The organism is Streptomyces chartreusis NRRL 3882 (assembly GCF_900236475.1).
GTDB lineage: Bacteria > Actinomycetota > Actinomycetes > Streptomycetales > Streptomycetaceae > Streptomyces > Streptomyces chartreusis_D.
The window spans coordinates 2,568,674-2,588,320 of sequence record NZ_LT963352.1 but is presented as its reverse complement, the minus strand read 5'-3'; the positions used below and the strand labels follow the sequence as shown (position 1 = coordinate 2,588,320).

The window sequence follows — 19,647 nt, the reverse complement described above, 5'->3', positions numbered from 1 at the left end:
AGTCGTCCCGTCCGTCTCCAACGCATCTGTAGAGAGTGGCGAGCACACGGTGGACGTGCAGAAGAAGCTCGACGAGATCGTCGCCGCGGTCTCCGGCGCCCGGTCCATGCCCATGTCGGCGTCGTGCGTGGTCAACCGCGCCGAACTGCTCTCCATGCTGGAAGAGGTGCGCGCGGCGCTGCCCGGCTCCCTCGCCCAGGCCCAGGAGCTGATCGGCGACCGCGAGCAGATGGTCGAACAGGCCCGCCAGGAGGCCGAGCGGATCATCCAGAGCGCGCACGCCGAGCGCGGCTCCCTGATCTCCGACACCGAGGTCGCCCGCCGCTCCCAGGCCGAGGCCGACCGGATCCTCGCCGAGGCCCGCCAGGAGGCCGAGGAGATCCGCGCCGAGGCCGAGGACTACGTCGACTCCAAGCTCGCCAACTTCGAGGTCGTCCTCACCAAGACCCTCGGTTCCGTCGGCCGCGGCCGCGAGAAGCTCCTCGGCACCGGCCCCGGCACCGACGAGCAGGGCTACGAGGACGAGGACGCACCCGAGCGCAGCCACGACCCGGAGACCCAGCGCCGTACCGCCGACGAGTACGTCGACGCCAAGCTCGGCGCCTTCGAGGCGGTCCTCGCCAAGACCCTGGACGCCGTCGGCCGCGGCCGGCAGAAGCTGCACGGCCGGATCGCCACCGACGACCTCGGGGCCCTCGCCGGCGACACCGGCACCGTCCAGCACTCCAGTGACGCCGACTACCTCGCCGGGCTGGCCGCCATCGCCGAGGAGAAGCCCCCGGCCGAGCAGCCCGCCCAGCAGCAGGACTACGGCCGGCCGCAGCCGGCCTACTCTGCCACCTCCGGCTACGCTCCGGCGGGAGGTGCCCCCCTCCAGCAGCAGCCCGACCCCTACGGCGGCTACCCGCAGCAGGCGTACGCGGCCCAGCAGGACCCGTACGGCTACCAGCAGGCCGATCCCTACGCCTACCAGGGCTACGACCCCCAGCAGGCCGCGTACGACCCGAACCAGGCCCAGCAGGGGCACCAGGCCCATCCCGGGCAACACGAGCAGCAGAGCCATCAAGGCCACCAGGGATACGCCCTGGACGAGACCAGCCTCTTCGACACCGGCATGATCAGCGCCGAGCAGCTCCGGGCCTACGAGCAGGGCCGCGGCAACGGCTGAGCACCGGATTGGGCCGACGGGCAAAGGTCCAGTATCCTGGCTCTTCGGTCGCGCGTACGTCCGCGATCAACGCTGCCCGGGAACACCGAAGGGCGGCGTCCCCCTCAGCTCGGCAGACCGAAAGCAGGAATGGCCCTGAACGCCCGCCTCGACCACCGCAACCCCCTCGTGTTCGACACGCACGAGCTGGGCCGGCGGCCCGGTGCGCTACAGCGCCTGACCCGCACGGTCGACGCTCCCAGGGACTTCGGTATCAAGGGAGTCATCGGAGTGCCGGAAGGCGCCCCGGTGGAGCTCGAACTCCGCCTGGAGTCGGTCATGGAAGGGGTGCTCGTCACAGGCACCGCCCGTGCCGCTGCCGAGGGGGAGTGCGTAAGGTGTCTGGAGCCGCTTCAGCTCGACGTCGAAGCGGAGTTCCAGGAGATGTTCTCGTACCCTGACGCCGACGACCGGGGCCGCGTGACCGCGGAACCGGGCGACGACGCCGAGGACGACGAGGACAGGCTCTTCCTCGAGGACGGCCTGTTCGACCTCGAGCCCGTGCTGCGTGATGCGGTGGTGCTCGCACTGCCGATGCAGCCGGTGTGCCAGGAAGACTGCCCTGGTCTGTGTGCCGAGTGCGGCGCACGGCTGGCGGACGACCCGGACCACCACCACGACGCCGTCGACATCCGTTGGGCGGCATTGCAGGGACTCGCCGACACCATGAAGGACGGCGAGAAGGACGAGATGAGCGGCGCCGAACCGGGCGTCGACGAGAAGCAGGAGAAGTAGCCGTGGCTGTTCCGAAGCGGAAGATGTCGCGCAGCAACACGCGCCACCGCCGGTCGCAGTGGAAGGCTGCGGTCCCCACCCTGGTTGCGTGCGAGCGCTGCCACGAGCCCAAGCAGCAGCACATCGCGTGCCCCTCGTGCGGCACTTACAACAAGCGCCAGGTCCTCGAGGTCTGAGCGGCTGGTGAGAGGCACTGTGTCCACGCCTAAGAACAAGTCCTCCCGTGTGAGCGGGAGTGCTCCGGCGGACAACCAGGCCTCGTCCCACACGCTTCTGGAAGGGCGGCTCGGCTACAAGCTCGAGTCCGCCCTTCTGGTGCGCGCACTGACCCACCGGTCGTACGCATACGAGAACGGCGGTCTGCCGACCAACGAGCGTCTGGAGTTCCTCGGGGACTCCGTGCTCGGCCTGGTCGTCACGGACACGCTGTACCGCACCCACCCCGACCTGCCTGAAGGCCAGCTGGCCAAACTGCGGGCCGCGGTGGTGAACTCGCGTGCGCTCGCCGAGGTGGGCCGCGGGCTCGACCTGGGCTCCTTCATCCGGCTCGGCCGGGGTGAAGAGGGCACGGGCGGCCGGGACAAGGCGTCCATCCTCGCCGACACCCTGGAAGCGGTGATCGGCGCGGTCTATCTCGACCAGGGCCTGGACTCGGCGGCGGAGCTGGTGCACCGCCTGTTCGACCCCCTGATCGAGAAGTCCTCGAACCTCGGAGCCGGCCTGGACTGGAAGACCAGCCTCCAGGAGCTCACCGCGACCGAGGGGCTCGGGGTGCCCGAGTACCTGGTCACGGAGACCGGCCCCGACCACGAGAAGACCTTCACTGCTGCCGCCCGCGTCGGAGGCGTCTCGTACGGCACCGGCACCGGCCGCAGCAAGAAGGAGGCGGAGCAGCAGGCCGCCGAGTCCGCGTGGCGGTCCATCCGGGCCGCCGCGGACGAGCGCGCCAAGGCGGCGAAGGACGCCGAGGCGACGCAGACGGCGGCGGCTCAGGCCGCCCAGACGGTCGTCGACGGCAGCAGCGTCGACGGCTGACGAGCCGGCCGCCCCCACCCGGCGGCCGGCACAGCACAGCGCACCCGAGCGCCCGCCCCTGCCCGGGGGCGGGCGCTCGGGTCATCCACAGGTTTGTGACGGGGGACCCCATGCCCGAGTTGCCCGAGGTCGAGGTCGTCCGGCGCGGTCTGGAGCGGTGGGTCGCCCACCGGACCGTCGCCGAGGCCGAGGTACTGCACCCGCGCGCGGTGCGCCGCCACCTCGCGGGCGCCGACGACTTCGCGCACCGTCTGAAGGGCCACCGCATCGGCACCCCGAGCCGCCGGGGCAAGTACCTGTGGCTGCCCCTGGAGGACACCGACCAGTCGATCCTGGCGCACCTGGGCATGAGCGGCCAGCTGCTGGTCCAGCCGCAGACGGCGCCGGACGAGAAGCACCTGCGCATCCGCGTCCGCTTCAACGACAGCCCGGACACCGAACTCCGCTTCGTCGACCAGCGCACCTTCGGCGGCCTGTCGCTGCACGACAACACCCCGGACGGCCTGCCCGACGTCATCGCGCACATCGCCCGCGACCCGCTCTTCGACGACGAGGCCTTCCACCAGGCACTGCGCCGCAAGCGGTCCACGATCAAGCGGGCCCTGCTCGACCAGTCGCTGATCAGCGGCGTGGGCAACATCTACGCGGACGAGGCCCTGTGGCGCGCCCGCATCCACTACGAGCGCCCGATCGCGACCTTCACCCGCCCGCGGACCCTGCTGCTCCTGGGCCATGTGCGGGACGTGATGAACGCGGCCCTCGCGGTGGGCGGCACCAGCTTCGACAGCCTGTACGTCAACGTCAACGGCGAGTCGGGCTACTTCGACCGGTCCCTCGACGCGTACGGCCGCGAGGGACTGCCCTGCCGGCGCTGCGGCACCCCGATACGCCGACGGCCCTGGATGAACCGGTCGAGCTACTACTGCCCCAAGTGCCAGCGGCCGCCGCGGCTCACGCCCTAGCGGAGTCGTACCGTTCGCGCGCGGCCAGGACCTCGTCCATGCTGCCCTCCACGAAGTGGATCAGGGCGTGCAGCCGCTCGGCGACGCCGCGGCCCAGCGGCGTCAGCTCGTAGTCCACGCGGGGCGGGTTGGTCGGCTGGGCCTCGCGGTGCACCAGGCCGTCGCGCTCCAGCGCGTGCAGCGTCTGGGAGAGCATCTTCTCGCTGACGCCGTCGACGCGGCGACGCAGCTCGTTGAAGCGGAGGGAACCCTCGTACAGGGCGCCCAGCGTCAGTGCGCCCCAGCGGCCCGTGACGTGCTCCAGCGTGCCGCGCGAGGGGCAGGCCCTGGCGAACACGTTGTACGGGAGGTCGTCCAGCCCCGCCGTGAGCTCCTGGGTGGTGGTCATATGCCCAGCCTACGCCAGCACAGCGCTAACCATCAGGTCGCGCTAACCGTTGGTTAGCCGTCCCGGCCGGGTCTCGGCAGGTCTCAGTATCCGAAGTCCTGGGTCCACCACGGGCCGCCCGACCCGAACTCGACACCGACGCCCAGCGTCTTGAAGTCGCAGTTCAGGATGTTGGCGCGGTGCCCGGGGCTGTTCATCCAGGCATCCATCACGGCCGCCGCGTCGGCCTGGCCGCGGGCTATGTTCTCCCCGCCGAGGTTGGATATCCCGGCCTTCCCGGCCCGGTCCCACGGCGTCCTGCCGTTCGGGTCGGTGTGGTCGAAGAAGCCCCGGGCGGCCATGTCCTCGCTGTAGTTCTGCGCCAGCTCGGTCAGCGCGCTGTTCGCGGCGACCGCGCTGCACCCCACCTTGGCCCGCTCCTCGTTCACGAGCCTGAGCACCTGGGCCGCGGCGGCGGACTCCTCGGAGAGGGCGGCGGACGCGCTGGGCTTCTCGGGCGCCTTGGTGGCCGTACGGGAAGGGGTGTTGTCCGGCTTCTCGCTGGGGGTGGTCGTCGGCTTCTTCTGCTCCGGAGTCTCCTTCTGGGGCTTCTCCGGCTTCTTCTTCTCCGGTGCCTTCGTCGGCGCGGCCGACGACTTCGAGGCGGACGGCGACGGCGAGAGGGAGCGCTCGGCGTCCCGGCTCGGGGGCACGCTGTCCCGGCCGTCGGCGCTGCCGGTGGTGCCGCCCTGCTCGATCGGGCTGTTCGTCGGCGTGTCCCCGGCCTGCACCTTGTCGGCGCCGCCGCCACCACCGAGCTGGAAGTTCTCAAGGCCGGGCACCGCGCCCGTGGCGACCGCGACCGTGCCGAGGGCGACCGCCGCGGAAACGCCGAGCAGCCCGGTGCGCATCGGCCGCGCGGTCTTCTTCCGCCGGCGGTGCGAGCCGGAGCGCCGGGCGCCGCCGTCGGGCGCGAAGCCGTCGCCGGCGAAGACGGCCGCGTCGGCGTTGCGGGCGTCGTAGCCGTCACCCGGCTCGGAGGCGCCCGTGGCGAACAGGTAGGCCTCGCTCTTCGCGTAGGTGCCGGCGTACGCGTCGGGGTTCAGGTAGGGCGCGATGCCCATCGCCGGGCCGTCTCCCATGGGGGAGTGCAGCGGGTCGTGGCCTGCCACGGAGCCGTCGGCCTGCGTGATCGCCGTGGCGCGGCCCGTGGCGGCGCGGCCGGCGGCGGAGCGTCGGTGGCGTCCCATGTCCTGGCCTTCCTCGTCCTGGCGGTCGACTCGTCCTCGAGATCAACACCAAACTCACTCGATCGTGTGAGTTTCATATGAGATTCGTTGGGTGGGGACGGTACCGCATGGCGCAAGTGGAGGAAGTGCCCGGAGCGAGATCTGGCGGTTAGGTTGCAGTCATGAGTGAGGATGTGCGACTGGTCGCCTGGGTGCGTGGACGTGTCCAAGGTGTGGGTTTCCGCTGGTTCACGCGGGCCAAGGCCCTGGAGATCGGCGGCCTGAGTGGTTTTGCTCTCAATTTGGGCGATGGACGCGTCCAAGTGGTCGCGGAGGGCGCGCGAGAGGGCTGCGAAGGCCTGCTGGAGTGGCTCCAGAGTGACGACACGCCCGGCCGCGTGGACGGTGTCACCGAGATCTGGGACACACCTCGCGGGGGCTACGAGGGCTTCGCCATCCGCTGATCCCGTACCGCCGGGCGGCCCCGGGGCCGCCCGCGGCCCGGCCGCCGACGGCCTCCTCGAAGGGAAAGTCGCTGGTGATTGCCGAGAATCACTTGCCTTGGCAGGCCGCACACGCAAGGATGATCGCCACGCCCCGAGGGCCCCGCAGAAGCCGTAGCACCGCCGCTCCAGGCCGTGCGCGCCCGGGTCGCCGCCAATACGGGGCGTGATCGTGTTGACCGTCAAACTTTTTGGTGAGACGCTGAAAGCCCCGCGCACCTTAGCTGTTTGGCATGGCTGAACGGCAGCACAACTCCAGGCCCTGCCAAGACTGCGGGTGCGGAATCCCTCACGACCCACACCGCATCGGTCGGTCACTCATTGTGGAGGACCATCCATCATGGCAAAGGCGCTTCTCGGTTACGTCGGCGGCTCCGACCCTCGACTCCTCGCCGAGATGCGACGGCTCCAGCAGCGCGTCCAGGACCTGGAATCCGAGCTCGTAAGGATCCAGGCGGAGAACGAAGCGCTGACGGCTGCCGCTTCTCACGACAGGATCATGGAGAGCGTTGACGCACACCAGGCGGAGCCTGCGCTCACCTGATCACTGCACCGCTCCACAACAGCACCGCAGTGGTTGGGCCGCCCGTCACAACCGCTGAGTTGTCAGAAGTGCAAGGGACGCCCTGTCGGCGTCCCTTCTTTCTTTCCCCCCGCGCATCCTTTCACCGTCTTTAACGTCTGGTGTGCCCTGCGCGTTCAGCGGCGAAACCGTGGGTTCATGGAGTGAGACGAACCCGGGCGGTAGAGTCCAGCGGCGTGCACCTCAAGGCCCTGACCCTCCGCGGGTTCAAGTCGTTCGCATCGGCGACCACACTCCGGTTCGAGCCGGGGATCACGTGCGTCGTCGGACCGAACGGCTCGGGCAAGTCCAACGTCGTCGACGCGCTCAGCTGGGTCATGGGCGAGCAGGGTGCCAAGTCGCTGCGCGGCGGCAAGATGGAGGACGTCATCTTCGCCGGCACCACCGGCCGTCCGCCGCTGGGCCGGGCCGAGGTGTCCCTGACCATCGACAACTCCGACGGGGCCCTGCCCATCGAGTACGCCGAGGTCACCATCACGCGGATCATGTTCCGCAACGGCGGCAGCGAGTACCAGATCAACGGCGACACCTGCCGCCTCCTCGACATCCAGGAGCTCCTCTCCGACTCAGGCATCGGCCGCGAGATGCACGTCATCGTCGGGCAGGGCCAGCTCGACTCCGTGCTGCACGCCGACCCCATGGGCCGCCGCGCCTTCATCGAGGAGGCCGCCGGCGTCCTCAAGCACCGCAAGCGCAAGGAGAAGGCGCTGCGCAAGCTGGACGCGATGCAGGCCAACCTCGCGCGCGTGCAGGACCTCACCGACGAACTCAGACGGCAGCTCAAGCCCCTCGGCCGCCAGGCCGCGGTCGCCCGCCGGGCCGCCGTCATCCAGGCCGACCTGCGCGACGCCCGGCTGCGCCTGCTGGCCGACGACCTCGTACGGCTCCGGGAGGCCCTCGACGCCGAGGTCGCCGACGAGGCCGCGCTGAAGGAGCGCAAGGAGGCCGCCGAGCGGGAGCTGCGCAAGGCGCTCCAGCGCGAGGCGCTCCTGGAGGACGAGGTACGGCAGCTCACGCCGCGCCTCCAGCGCGCCCAGCAGACCTGGTACGAGCTCTCCCAGCTCGCCGAGCGGGTGCGCGGCACGATCTCGCTCGCCGACGCCCGCGTGAAGAGTGCCACCTCCGCGCCTCCCGAGGAACGGCGCGGCCGCGACCCGGAGGACATGGAGCGCGAGGCCGCCCGCATCCGCGAGCAGGAGGCCGAGCTGGAAGCGGCCCTGGAGGCGGCCGAGCGCGCCCTGGAGGACACGGTCGCCCACCGCGCCGAGCTGGAGCGCGCCCTGACCCAGGAGGAACGGCGCCTGAAGGACGCCGCCCGCGCCATCGCCGACCGGCGCGAGGGCCTGGCCCGGCTCAGCGGACAGGTCAACGCGGCCCGCTCCCGCGCCGCCTCCGCCCAGGCCGAGATCGAACGCCTGGCCACCGCACGCGACGAAGCGCAGGAACGTGCCGTCGCGGCCCAGGAGGAGTACGAGGCCCTCAAGGCCGAGGTCGACGGCCTCGACGCCGGCGACGTGGAACTCGCCGAACAGCACGAGGCGGCGAAGCAGCAGCTCACCGAAGCCGAGGCCGCCCTCACCGCGGCCCGCGAGGCGAGCACGGCGGCGGAACGCAGGCGGGCCGCCACCCAGGCCCGCCACGAAGCGTTGGCGCTCGGGCTGCGGCGCAAGGACGGCACCGGCATACTGCTCGCGGCCAAGGACCGCCTCTCCGGCCTGCTCGGCCCGGCGGCGGAGCTCCTGACGGTGACCCCGGGCCACGAGGTCGCACTGGCCGCCGCGTTCGGTGCCGCGGCGGACGCCATCGCGGTCACGTCCCCGGCCTCTGCGGCCGACGCGATCCGACTCCTCCGCAAACAGGACGGAGGCAGGGCCACTCTGCTCCTGGCAGGGGATGACGTCCTCAGGGGCGCGGGGCCGCAGCAGACGTGCGGCTGCCCCCGCATGGGGGCGACCAGCCACGACGGCCCTGCAGACGCCCGCCACACCTACGCCGCCGACCTGGTCCGCGGCCCCGCCGACCTCATCCCGGCCGTCCGCCGGCTGCTGCACGGCATCGTCGTAGTCGGCACCCTCGAAGACGCCGAGGACCTCGTCTACGCCCACCCCGACCTCACCGCAGTAACGGCCGAAGGCGACCTCCTCGGCGCCCACTTCGCCCACGGCGGCTCCGCAGGCGCTCCGAGCCTCCTCGAAGTACAGGCTTCCGTGGACGAGGCCGCCGCCGAGCTGGAAGAGCTCGCCGTCCGCTGCGAGGAGCTGACCGAGGCGCAACACGCGGCCGTCGAACGGCGCAAGGCATGCGCCGCGCTGGTCGAGGAGCTGGGGGAGCGGCGCCGGGCCGCCGACCGGGAGAAGTCGGCCGTAGCCCAGCAGCTCGGCCGGCTCGCCGGGCAGGCACGAGGCGCGGCGGGGGAGGCCGAGCGCTCCACCGCCGCCGCGGCCCGTGCCCAGGAGGCCCTGGACAAGGCGCTGCAAGAGGTGGAGGAGCTCGCCGAGCGGCTCGCCGTCGCCGAGGAGATGCCGGTCGAGGAGGAGCCCGACACCTCCGTACGGGACCGGCTCGCCGCCGACGGGGCCAACGCGCGCCAGACCGAAATGGAGGCCCGCCTCCAGGTCCGTACGCACGAGGAGCGGGTCAAGGGCCTGGCCGGACGGGCCGACTCCCTGGACCGGGCCGCCCGCGCGGAGCGCGAGGCACGCGCGCGGGCCGAGCAGCGGCGGGCCCGGCTGCGGCACGAGGCGGCCGTCGCCGAGGCCGTCGGCTCGGGGGCCCGGCAGCTGCTCGCGCACGTCGAGGTCTCCCTCGCCCGCGCCGACGAGGAGCGCACCGCCGCCGAGGCCGCCAAGGCCCGCCGCGAACAGGAACTCGCCCGCGCCCGCACCGAGGGACGCGATCTCAAGGCCGAACTCGACAAGTTGACGGATTCGGTCCACCGCGGCGAGGTACTCGGCGCCGAGAAGCGGCTGCGGATCGAGCAGCTGGAGACCAAGGCGCTGGAGGAGCTGGGTGTGGAACCGGCCGGGCTCGTGGCGGAGTACGGACCGCACCAGCTCGTGCCGCCCTCGCCCCCCGCCGAGGGCGAGGAGCTGCCGGAGGACCCGGAGCACCCGCGCAACCGCCCCCGGCCCTTCGTCCGGGCGGAGCAGGAGAAGCGCCTGAAGTCGGCCGAGCGCGCCTACCAGCAGCTCGGCAAGGTGAACCCGCTCGCCCTGGAGGAGTTCGCGGCGCTGGAGGAACGCCACCAGTTCCTCAGCGAGCAGCTGGAGGACCTCAAGAAGACGCGGGCGGATCTCCTCCAGGTGGTGAAGGAGGTCGACGAGCGTGTCGAGCAGGTCTTCACCGAGGCCTACCGGGACACGGCCCGGGAGTTCGAGGGCGTCTTCAGCCGGCTGTTCCCCGGTGGCGAGGGGCGGCTGATCCTGACCGACCCCGACAACATGCTCACCACGGGCGTGGACGTCGAGGCCCGTCCGCCGGGCAAGAAGGTGAAGCGGCTGTCGCTGCTCTCCGGCGGGGAGCGGTCGCTGACCGCCGTGGCGCTGCTCGTGTCGATCTTCAAGGCACGGCCCAGCCCGTTCTACGTCATGGACGAGGTCGAGGCCGCCCTCGACGACACCAACCTCCAGCGGCTCATCCGGATCATGCAGGAGCTCCAGGAAGCCTCCCAGCTGATCGTGATCACCCACCAGAAGCGCACGATGGAGGTCGCCGACGCGCTCTACGGCGTCTCCATGCAGGGCGACGGTGTGTCGAAGGTCATCAGCCAGCGCCTCCGCTAGATGGGTGTGCTCTACACAGGTCTCACCTGCGACGCTCCATGACTTCAATACTTGAACACATCACTGACACACTCCTGCTTCATATTCACAGCTACTGACCTATTGACTTCGAAACTTGAAGGCATAGTCTCGGCAACGTTCCTTTTACCTTCAGGTACCTTCAGGTGGCACCTCGAAGGCTGATTCCCTCCGGCAGCGTTGCCGGTGGCCCGAGGAGTACACGTGACCAGCACAGCGCAGGCACCCAAGTCAGGAGCCAGGGCGGCTCATCCCGAGCATCTCGGGCATGTCGTGTTCATCGCGGCGGCGGCCGCGATGGGCGGTTTCCTCTTCGGCTACGACAGTTCCGTGATCAACGGTGCCGTCGAGGCCATCCGGGACCGCTACGACGTCGGCTCCGCGGCCCTCGCCCAGGTCATCGCCATCGCCCTCATCGGCTGCGCCATCGGCGCCGCGACCGCCGGCCGCATAGCCGACCGCATCGGGCGCATCCGGTGCATGCAGATCGCCGCGGTCCTCTTCACCGTCAGCGCCGTGGGCTCCGCGCTGCCCTTCGCGCTGTGGGACCTCGCCTTCTGGCGCGTCGTCGGCGGCTTCGCCATCGGCATGGCCTCCGTGATCGGCCCGGCCTACATCGCCGAGGTCGCCCCGCCCGCCTACCGCGGCCGGCTCGGCTCCTTCCAGCAGGCCGCGATCGTGATCGGCATCGCCGTGTCGCAGCTGGTCAACTGGGGTGTGCTGAACGCCGCCGACGGCGACCAGCGCGGCAAGCTGATGGGCCTGGAGGCCTGGCAGGTCATGCTGGGCGTCATGGTCGTCCCGGCCGTCCTCTACGGGCTGCTCTCCTTCGCCATCCCCGAGTCCCCGCGCTTCCTCATCTCCGTCGGCAAGCACGAGCGCGCCCGGGAGATCCTCACCGAGGTCGAGGGCAAGGGCGTCGACCTGGACGCCCGTGTCGCCGAGATCGAGGGCGCCATGAAGAGCGAGCACAGGTCGAGCTTCAAGGACCTGCTCGGCGGCGGCTTCTTCTTCAAGCCGATCGTCTGGATCGGCATCGGCCTCTCCGTCTTCCAGCAGTTCGTCGGCATCAACGTCGCGTTCTACTACTCCTCGACGCTGTGGCAGTCGGTCGGTGTCGACCCGACGGACTCGTTCTTCTACTCCTTCACCACGTCGATCATCAACATCGTCGGCACCGTCATCGCGATGATCTTCGTCGACCGCATCGGCCGGCGGCCGCTCGCGATCATCGGCTCGGTCGGCATGGTCGTCGGCCTGGCGCTGGAGGCCTGGGCGTTCTCGTACCACCTGGTCGACGGCAAGCTGCCCGCCACACAGGGCTGGATCGCCCTGATCGCCGCGCACATCTTCGTCCTCTTCTTCGCCCTGTCCTGGGGTGTGGTCGTCTGGGTCTTCCTCGGCGAGATGTTCCCCAACAAGATCCGTGCCGCCGCCCTCGGTGTGGCCGCGGCCGCGCAGTGGATCGCCAACTGGGCCATCACCGCGAGCTTCCCGTCGCTGGCCGACTGGAACCTGTCCGCGACCTACGTGATCTACACGGCGTTCGCCGCGCTCTCCATCCCCTTCGTCCTGAAGTTCGTCAAGGAGACGAAGGGCAAGGCCCTGGAGGAGATGGGCTGAGCCCGTCCCGCACACTCGGGGAGGAGGGCCAAAGTCCCCGCTGCCCCTCTCCCCGTAACCCGCCGCCGCCCCGGTTCGGCCACTGCCCGAGCCGGGGCGGCGGTCCGTCGTTCACCAGATCAGGACGCCGGCACCGCTCACCAGGGCACGACGTGCGGTCGCCTCGATGTTCCGCAGCCGTGAGTCGAGCTGGTCCCGGCGCTCCGCGAGCCCGCGGGGCCGCTCGGTGGTGGCGGTGATCAGATCGAGGTTCGCCCGCAGCAGTGCCACCTCCCGCAGGAACCCGGGCACCTCGTCGGCCTCGACGAACAGGTCGTCCTCGCCAGGACCGGAAGATGACGGGCGCCCATCGAGCGCACCGCCGCCGAACCCACACCGTCCGGCGCCACGCCTCGAAGCCGGCCGAGTCGTCGCACCCTTGCGGGACGTCCAGGACCCGCCACTCGCCGTTCGCGTCGCGCGCGAACACATCCACCGCCAAGGTCATGCGTGCAATGCATCACCGACTGCGGGCGGCGTCCCAGCGGATATCGGGCGCGTCAGCCCGCCAGCCGCGGCAGCACCTGCTCGCAGAACAGGTGCAGACTCCGCCACCCCTCGTCCACCGGCATCCCGCCCGAGAGTGGATGCAGCACGTAGGAGTCCAGGCCCAGCGCCACGCACGCGTCCGGCGTGAGGATCCGGTACACGCCCTCGGCACGCAGCTCCTCCACCGTCGTCGCGGCCGACTTCACCGCGGACCGCACACCGCCCGACTGCCAGGAGGCGTAGGTCCGCGCCTCGTGCAGGAAGTGCTCCCCGTACCGAGCCCAGGCCCGGTCCGGGTCCTCGGCCACGTGCAGCAGCGGTGTCTCGGCGGCCGGCATCATCACCCAGCCCTCGGTGCCGTACTCGGCGAGCCGCTCCTTGTAGTACGCCTCCAGCTCCGGCAGGTGCGCGCTGGGGAAGAAGGGCAGGCCGAGCCGGGCGGCCCGGCGGGCGGCGGCCTTGGAGGAGCCGCCGACCAGGAGCAGGGGGTGCGGTTCGGTGTACGGACGCGGGGTGATGCGCACCGTGCGGCCCCGGTACGGGAAGGGCTCGCCCGTCCACGCCTTCAGCAGCGTCTCCAGCAGCTCGTCCTGGAGCCGCCCGCGCCGGGCGAAGTCCACGCCGAACAGGTCGTACTCCTCGGGCCGGTACCCGATCCCGGCGACCGTCACCAGCCGGCCGCCGCTCAGCAGGTCCAGCACGGCCATCTCCTCGGCGAGCCGCAGGGGGTCGTGCAGCGGGCCGATGACCGCCGAGACCGTGACCGCGACACGCCGGGTCGCGCCGAAGACGGCCCCCGCGAAGGCGAACGGCGACGGCAGCCAGTTGTTGCCGGCCCCGTGGTGCTCCTCCGTCTGCACGGTGGTCACGCCCCGGTCGTCGGCGTACGACGCCATCTCCAGGGCCGCCCGGTAACGGGCGCCGAGCTCGGCGGGGGCGGCCCCGGGAGCGACGAGGTTGAAGCGTACGACCGAGACGGGCATGGGACGTCTCCCTTCACCGGGCGGGTGTCCGGAGGACGTTAGCTGACGGGCCGTCAGAGATCCAGGGGCGTGGAGATCCGGCGGCCGTTGTCCCGGGAGGGCGGCACAAGCCGCGTGCCCCGGGGTCCCATGGCTGATACTGGACGCGTTATGGACATCGTCATCCTTGCTGTAGTCATCGCCGTGGTCGTGCTCGGCGCGCTCGGCGGGCTCGTCGTCGGCAGCCGGCGCAAGAAGCAGCTGCCCCCGCCCCCGCCCGCAGCGCCCGACATCACCGCCCCACCGGCCGAGCCGCACGTCGGCGACGAGGCCGAGACGCCGCGGGAGGAACCGCGGCGCACGATAGAGGAGGTGGATCTCCCGGACGGCTCGGCTCCGGTCGTCGTCGAGGAGCCGCCCGCCGAGGCTCCCGAGATCGAGATCCCGGAGCCCACCGCGGGCCGCCTGGTCCGGCTGCGGGCCCGGCTCTCCCGCTCGCAGAACGCTCTCGGCAAGGGCTTGCTGACCCTGCTGTCGCGCGAGCACCTCGACGAGGACACCTGGGAGGAGATCGAGGACCTCCTGCTCACCGCCGACGTCGGTGTGCAGCCCACCCAGGAACTGGTCGAGCGCCTGCGCGAGCGTGTGAAGGTGCTCGGCACCCGCACCCCCGAGGAACTGCGCACCCTGCTGCGCGAGGAACTGGTCACGCTGGTCGGCCCGGACATGGACCGCGCGGTCAAGACCGAGCCGGAGGACCGCAAGCCCGGCATCGTGATGGTCGTCGGAGTCAACGGCACCGGCAAGACCACCACCACCGGCAAGCTCGCCCGCGTCCTGGTCGCCGACGGCCAGAGCGTCGTGCTCGGCGCCGCCGACACCTTCCGGGCCGCAGCCGCCGACCAGCTCCAGACCTGGGGTGAGCGCGTCGGCGCCCACACGGTGCGCGGACCGGAGGGCGGCGACCCGGCCTCCGTCGCCTTCGACGCGGTCAAGGAGGGCAAGGAGATGGGCGCGAACGTCGTGCTCATCGACACCGCCGGCCGCCTGCACACCAAGACCGGCCTCATGGACGAGCTCGGCAAGGTCAAGCGGGTCGTGGAGAAGCAGGCCCCGGTGGACGAGGTGCTGCTCGTGCTCGACGCCACCACCGGCCAGAACGGTCTGGTCCAGGCCCGGGTCTTCGCCGAGGTCGTCGACATCACCGGCATCGTCCTCACCAAGCTGGACGGCACGGCCAAGGGCGGCATCGTGGTCGCGGTCCAGCGCGAGCTGGGCGTTCCGGTCAAGCTGGTCGGGCTCGGCGAGGGTGCGGACGACCTGGCGCCGTTCGAGCCGGAGGCGTTCGTTGACGCTCTTATCGGAGAGTGAGCTGCGGCAACTGCCCGGCAGCCACATCCGACATTTCGTATGCGACAGCGAAGCGCCCGCTCCGATGCATCGTCGGGGCGGGCGCTTCGCTGTGTACGTCCGTACCGCTGCGGCTAGGCCCGTGAGCGGTGCGCCACGTACGCCAGGGTGCCCAGCACCAGGCGGGCCTCCGGTGGCCTGGACGCCGAGTCCAGGGCGGGGGAGCGCAGCCAGCGCACCGGGCCGAGGCCGCCGCGGTCGGAGGGCGGTGCCGTGATGTGTGTGCCGGGGCCGAGGCCGCGCAGGTCGAGGGCGGCCGGGTCGTCCCAGCCCATGCGGTAGAGCAGGCCGGGCAGGTCGGCGGCGGCGCCGGGGGCGACGAAGAAGTGGGCGCGGCCGTCCGGGGTGGCCGCGACGGGGCCGACGGGCAGGCCCATGCGCTCCAGCCGGGCGAGCGCGCGGCAGCCGGCGGGCTCGGCCACCTCGATGACGTCGAACGCCCGGCCGACCGGCAGCATCACCGAGGCGCCGGGGAACTCGCCCCAGGTCTCGGTCACGTCGTCCAGCGTCGCCCCGGCGGGGATCACCGGCGCGAAGTCCAGCGGATGCGCGCCCGGCGCCGGGCAGTCGCGGCGGCCGCAGGAGCAGGCGCCCGCCGCGGCCCGGGCGCCCGGCACCACGTCCCATCCCCACAGGCCGGTGTACTCGGCCACGGCCGTGCCGTCCGACGTACGGCCGCGGCGGCGGGAGCCGGACCGGATGTCGCGCATGCCCCGGCTGATGCCGATCGTGAAGCCCATGCCCCCTCCAACGGGTCCGACGCACCGGTGGTTACGCTGCGGACGCGAAGCGTGACTCTCAGTTCCCGGCTTCCCGGCGGCGATCGGTTCATTCCGCGCCCGGAAGTGTCCAGGGTGGTGTGCCTGACGACACGCGCCCCTGAGTGCATCGCTGCACCCGCTCCTGGTTGTCCTGTGTCAAGTGAATCGCGGTGACGCGTACGTGAGTTCATTCGAAGGGGTGGCGAATGGTGGCGTTTCCGTGTGGGCCGTGGCTGGACGGGTGATCGTAGGATTACTTTGTGTGCACGAGTCCTGGGGGCACATGCACTCGTGGGTATGCCGGAGGCAAGTCGGTATTCCGTTCGAAGGGTGACAAGGACCGGGCGGGCGGCCGTACGAACCGGCATGCTGATAGGGCTTGGCGCACCAGGCGGCAAGTGGTCTCAGGGATGGGGGCGTTCCAGTGAGCGGCAACGGCGGAAGCGGGACGAACGCTGAAAGCGCGACGCACGCTGACAAGCGCCCGAACGAGCTGCTCACCTCCTGGTTCGTGCGCAGCGGCTGGTCCAAGGGCGAGCTCGCCCGCCAGGTCAACCGCCGGGCACGGCAGTTGGGCGCCAACCACATCTCCACGGACACCTCGCGCGTCCGCCGCTGGCTCGACGGCGAGAACCCCCGCGAGCCGATCCCCCGGATCCTGTCCGAGCTGTTCTCGGAGCGCTTCGGCGTCGTCGTCTCCGTCGAGGACCTGGGGCTGCGCACCGCGCGCCAGTCACCCTCCGCGACCGGCGTCGACCTGCCCTGGACGGGCCCGCAGACGGTGGCCCTGCTCAGCGAGTTCTTGCGCAGCGACCTGATGCTGGCGCGGCGCGGCTTCCTCGGGAGCTCGCTGGTCCTGTCTGCGGGCCCGGCCCTCATCGAGCCCATGCAGCGCTGGCTCGTGCCCTCGCCCCCGGCCCCGCGGTCCGAGCCCGAGCCCGCGGGCGGCGCCTCCGGGCGGGCCCGCGGCCGGCTCTCCAAGCCGGAGCTGGACCTCCTGGAGTCCACGACCGTGATGTTCCGCCAGTGGGACGCCCAGTGCGGCGGCGGCCTGCGCCGCAAAGCGGTCGTCGGCCAGCTGCACGAGGTGACGGACCTCCTCCAGGAGCCCCAGCCCGAGGCCACCACCCGGCGCCTGTTCAAGGTCGCCGCCGAGCTGGCCGAGCTGGCCGGCTGGATGTCGTACGACATCGGACTCCAGCCGACCGCCCAGAAGTACTTCGTCCTCGCGCTGCACGCCGCGAAGGAGGCCGGTGACCGGCCCCTCGGCTCGTACGTGCTGTCCAGCATGAGCCGCCAGATGATCCACCTCGGCCGGCCCGACGACGCGCTGGAACTGATCCACCTCGCGCAGTACGGCAGCCGGGACTGCGCGAGCCCGCGCACCCAGTCGATGCTGTATGCGATGGAGGCCCGTGCCTACGCCAACATGGGCCAGCCCGGCAAGTGCAAGCGGGCGGTCCGGATGGCCGAGGACACCTTCGCCGAGGCCGACGAGTGGGACGAGCCCGACCCCGACTGGATCCGCTTCTTCTCCGAGGCCGAGCTGTACGGCGAGAACTCGCACTCGTACCGCGACCTGGCCTATGTCGCCGGCCGCAGCCCGGCCTACGCCTCGCTGGCCGAGCCCCTGATGAGGCGGGCCGTGGAGCTCTTCGCCGAGGACGGCGAGCACCAGCGGTCGTACGCGCTGAACCTGATCGGCATGGCCACGGTGAACCTCCTGCAGCGTGAGCCCGAGCAGTGCACGGTCTACGCCTCCCAGGCCATGCAGGTCGCCAAGAAGGTCCGCTCCGAGCGGGTCAACACTCGTATCCGAAAGACGGTCGACACGGCCGCACGCGACTTCGGTGACCTCGGCGAGGTCGTCGACCTCACCGAGCGGCTGGCCGCGGAGCTGCCCGAGACGGCCGAGGCGGTCTGAGCCGCCATCCTCTGAACCTGCCCGCACCCCTGAACCCCGGCCGCGGCCGGCCCTCCCGAACTGTCCGACTCGGCTCCCCCATGCCAGGTCATCGGAAGGCCGACCGCGGCCGGACCTGCTTCCTCGCGGAAGATTGCGTCACGATAACGATCGGCGCGCCCACAATCCGGCAGTTCATCGAGGCGTAACACACAGAGCACCTTCGTCACGGCGGCGAAACAACGAGGGGCTTCCACCGAAACCGCGCTGCGCCAATCTCGTGGCGCATAACCGGCCCGCCCCCTCATTCCGCTCGAGGCTTCGCCCGCACGGGGCCGTACCAACGACGAGGAGACGCCGATGGCACCAGCCATCACCCTTGCCGCAGAAGCACCCAAGCTGTCTGCCGCCAACACAGGGTTCATGCTCATCTGTTCCGCCCTGGTGATGCTCATGACCCCGGGTCTGGCCTTCTTCTACGGAGGCATGGTCCGCGTCAAGAGCACCCTGAACATGCTGATGATGAGCTTCATCAGCCTCGGGATCGTCACCATCCTGTGGGTGCTGTTCGGCTTCTCCATGGCGTTCGGCACCGACTCCGGCCACCTCATCGGCTGGAACTCGGACTGGATCGGCCTCAGCGGTGTCGACAAGGGCGAGCTGTGGGGCACGTACAACATCCCGCTCCTCGTCTTCATGGTCTTCCAGCTGATGTTCGCGATCATCACGCCCGCCCTGATCAGCGGTGCCCTCGCGGACCGTGTGAAGTTCTCGGCGTGGGCGCTGTTCATCACGCTGTGGGCCATCGTCGTCTACTTCCCGGTCGCCCACTGGGTCTGGGGCGAGGGCGGCTGGGCCTTCGACATGGGCGTGATCGACTTCGCCGGTGGTACGGCGGTCCACATCAACGCAGGTGCTGCCGCGCTGGGCGTGATCCTCGTCATCGGCAAGCGCGTCGGCTTCAAGCGGGACCCGATGCGCCCGCACAGCCTGCCGCTGGTCATGCTCGGCGCAGGGCTCCTGTGGTTCGGCTGGTTCGGCTTCAACGCCGGCTCCTGGCTCGGCAACGACGACGGCGTCGGCGCGCTGATGTTCGTCAACACGCAGGTCGCCACCGCTGCCGCCATGCTGGCCTGGCTCGCCTACGAGAAGATCCGCCACGGCGCGTTCACCACGCTGGGCGCCGCCTCCGGTGCCGTCGCCGGTCTGGTCGCCATCACCCCGTCCGGTGGTGCGGTCTCCCCGGTCGGCGCGATCGCCGTCGGCGCCATCGCCGGTGTGCTGTGCGCCATGGCCGTCGGCCTGAAGTACAAGTTCGGCTACGACGACTCCCTCGACGTCGTCGGCGTCCACCTGGTCGGCGGTGTCGTCGGCTCCCTGCTGATCGGCTTCTTCGCCAGCGGCAAGGGCCAGTCCGAGGTCGAGGGCCTCTTCTACGGCGGCGGTCTGACCCAGTTCTGGAAGCAGTGCGCCGGTGTCTTCGCGGTGCTCGCCTACTCGCTGATCGTCTCCGCGATCCTCGCCTTCATCCTCGACAAGACCATGGGTATGCGGGTCTCCGAGGACGAGGAGATCGCCGGCATCGACCAGGCCGAGCACGCCGAGACCGCATACGACTTCAGCGGCGCCGGTGGCGGTGCCGCCAAGACCGCCGCCGTCGCGGCCGCCGTGGGCGGCGCCGAGAGCAAGAAGGTGGACGCATGAAGCTCATCACCGCCGTCGTGAAGCCGCACCGGCTCGACGAGATCAAGGAGGCCCTCCAGGCCTTCGGCGTACACGGCCTGACGGTCACCGAGGCCAGCGGCTACGGTCGTCAGCGGGGCCACACCGAGGTCTACCGCGGTGCCGAGTACACCGTCGACCTGGTCCCCAAGATCCGCATCGAGGTCCTGGTCGAGGACGACGACGCCGAGCAGCTGATCGATGTCGTGGTCAAGGCGGCCCGCACCGGCAAGATCGGTGACGGCAAGGTCTGGTCCATCCCGGTCGACACGGCCGTACGGGTCCGGACCGGCGAGCGCGGCCCCGACGCGCTCTGA

18 protein-coding genes are annotated in these 19,647 nt (G+C 70.9%); 13 read left to right on the top strand and 5 right to left on the bottom strand.

Features of this window, described 5'->3' with window-relative positions:
- Nucleotides 1-49: 49 nt before the first annotated feature.
- From SCNRRL3882_RS11355 to mutM, 5 genes are all read left to right on the top strand, one after another.
- A complete protein-coding gene (locus SCNRRL3882_RS11355) occupies nt 50-1,168 on the top strand; it encodes a hypothetical protein (RefSeq protein WP_010044542.1) in 1,119 nt (372 codons plus the stop codon).
- Nucleotides 1,169-1,297: 129 nt separating this feature from the next.
- Nucleotides 1,298-1,942: a YceD family protein gene (locus SCNRRL3882_RS11350; protein WP_010044540.1), complete on the top strand. Its 645-nt coding sequence runs from the start codon at nt 1,298-1,300 to the stop codon at nt 1,940-1,942.
- A gap of 2 nt (nt 1,943-1,944) precedes the next feature.
- A complete protein-coding gene (gene rpmF / locus SCNRRL3882_RS11345) occupies nt 1,945-2,118 on the top strand; it encodes a 50S ribosomal protein L32 (RefSeq protein ID WP_003951102.1) in 174 nt (57 codons plus the stop codon).
- Between the two features lie 7 nt (nt 2,119-2,125).
- The gene (gene rnc / locus SCNRRL3882_RS11340; protein ID WP_078602923.1) at nt 2,126-2,977 is read left to right on the top strand and encodes a ribonuclease III; all 852 of its coding nucleotides are present in this window, start codon (nt 2,126-2,128) and stop codon (nt 2,975-2,977) included.
- A gap of 110 nt (nt 2,978-3,087) precedes the next feature.
- Nucleotides 3,088-3,939 (top strand): bifunctional DNA-formamidopyrimidine glycosylase/DNA-(apurinic or apyrimidinic site) lyase, encoded by an 852-nt coding sequence (gene mutM, locus SCNRRL3882_RS11335; protein ID WP_010044531.1) that lies wholly within the window; start codon nt 3,088-3,090, stop codon nt 3,937-3,939.
- On the opposite strand, the gene SCNRRL3882_RS11330 is transcribed toward mutM, so the two are convergent.
- Nucleotides 3,929-4,327: a winged helix-turn-helix transcriptional regulator gene (locus SCNRRL3882_RS11330; RefSeq protein ID WP_010044529.1), complete on the bottom strand. Its 399-nt coding sequence runs from the start codon at nt 4,325-4,327 to the stop codon at nt 3,929-3,931. The two genes, mutM and SCNRRL3882_RS11330, sit on opposite strands and share 11 nt — an antisense overlap.
- Nucleotides 4,328-4,410: 83 nt before the next feature.
- Complete coding sequence (locus tag SCNRRL3882_RS11325) at nt 4,411-5,556, bottom strand: CAP domain-containing protein (RefSeq protein ID WP_010044527.1); 1,146 nt, start codon at nt 5,554-5,556, stop codon at nt 4,411-4,413.
- A 161-nt stretch (nt 5,557-5,717) separates the two neighbouring features.
- Here SCNRRL3882_RS11325 and SCNRRL3882_RS11320 point away from each other — a divergent pair, with 161 nt between their 5' ends.
- From SCNRRL3882_RS11320 to SCNRRL3882_RS11305, 4 genes are all read left to right on the top strand, one after another.
- Complete coding sequence (locus tag SCNRRL3882_RS11320; protein WP_010044525.1) at nt 5,718-5,999, top strand: acylphosphatase; 282 nt, start codon at nt 5,718-5,720, stop codon at nt 5,997-5,999.
- Nucleotides 6,000-6,378: 379 nt separating this feature from the next.
- On the top strand, nt 6,379-6,582 hold the full coding sequence (locus SCNRRL3882_RS11315; RefSeq protein ID WP_003993245.1) for a hypothetical protein: 204 nt from the start codon (nt 6,379-6,381) through the stop codon (nt 6,580-6,582).
- Nucleotides 6,583-6,797: 215 nt separating this feature from the next.
- Nucleotides 6,798-10,403, top strand: a complete 3,606-nt coding sequence (smc, locus tag SCNRRL3882_RS11310; protein WP_010044524.1) for a chromosome segregation protein SMC — start codon at nt 6,798-6,800, stop codon at nt 10,401-10,403.
- A 222-nt stretch (nt 10,404-10,625) separates the two neighbouring features.
- Nucleotides 10,626-12,044, top strand: coding sequence for a sugar porter family MFS transporter (locus SCNRRL3882_RS11305; protein WP_010044523.1), 1,419 nt, complete (start codon nt 10,626-10,628; stop codon nt 12,042-12,044).
- A gap of 111 nt (nt 12,045-12,155) precedes the next feature.
- Here SCNRRL3882_RS11305 and SCNRRL3882_RS41690 read toward each other — a convergent pair whose 3' ends face one another.
- Nucleotides 12,156-12,335: a hypothetical protein gene (locus SCNRRL3882_RS41690; protein WP_010044521.1), complete on the bottom strand. Its 180-nt coding sequence runs from the start codon at nt 12,333-12,335 to the stop codon at nt 12,156-12,158.
- Between the two features lie 248 nt (nt 12,336-12,583).
- Nucleotides 12,584-13,555, bottom strand: a complete 972-nt coding sequence (locus SCNRRL3882_RS11295) for an LLM class flavin-dependent oxidoreductase (protein WP_010044519.1) — start codon at nt 13,553-13,555, stop codon at nt 12,584-12,586.
- A gap of 150 nt (nt 13,556-13,705) precedes the next feature.
- Between SCNRRL3882_RS11295 and ftsY the strand changes: the two genes are divergently transcribed.
- Entirely contained in the window at nt 13,706-14,905 is a 1,200-nt protein-coding gene (gene ftsY, locus SCNRRL3882_RS11290) for a signal recognition particle-docking protein FtsY (protein ID WP_010044516.1), read from the top strand.
- 113 nt (nt 14,906-15,018) lie between these two features.
- On the opposite strand, the gene SCNRRL3882_RS11285 is transcribed toward ftsY, so the two are convergent.
- Nucleotides 15,019-15,684, bottom strand: a complete 666-nt coding sequence (locus tag SCNRRL3882_RS11285) for a bifunctional DNA primase/polymerase (RefSeq protein WP_010044514.1) — start codon at nt 15,682-15,684, stop codon at nt 15,019-15,021.
- A gap of 445 nt (nt 15,685-16,129) precedes the next feature.
- Here SCNRRL3882_RS11285 and SCNRRL3882_RS11280 point away from each other — a divergent pair, with 445 nt between their 5' ends.
- The 3 genes from SCNRRL3882_RS11280 (at nt 16,130) to SCNRRL3882_RS11270 (ending at nt 19,647) form a co-directional block, all read left to right on the top strand.
- Entirely contained in the window at nt 16,130-17,629 is a 1,500-nt protein-coding gene (locus SCNRRL3882_RS11280) for a hypothetical protein (RefSeq protein ID WP_102514783.1), read from the top strand.
- A 339-nt stretch (nt 17,630-17,968) separates the two neighbouring features.
- Entirely contained in the window at nt 17,969-19,312 is a 1,344-nt protein-coding gene (locus SCNRRL3882_RS11275) for an ammonium transporter (RefSeq protein WP_029181502.1), read from the top strand.
- Nucleotides 19,309-19,647 (top strand): P-II family nitrogen regulator, encoded by a 339-nt coding sequence (locus SCNRRL3882_RS11270; protein ID WP_003993253.1) that lies wholly within the window; start codon nt 19,309-19,311, stop codon nt 19,645-19,647. Before SCNRRL3882_RS11275 ends, SCNRRL3882_RS11270 begins: the two co-directional genes overlap by 4 nt.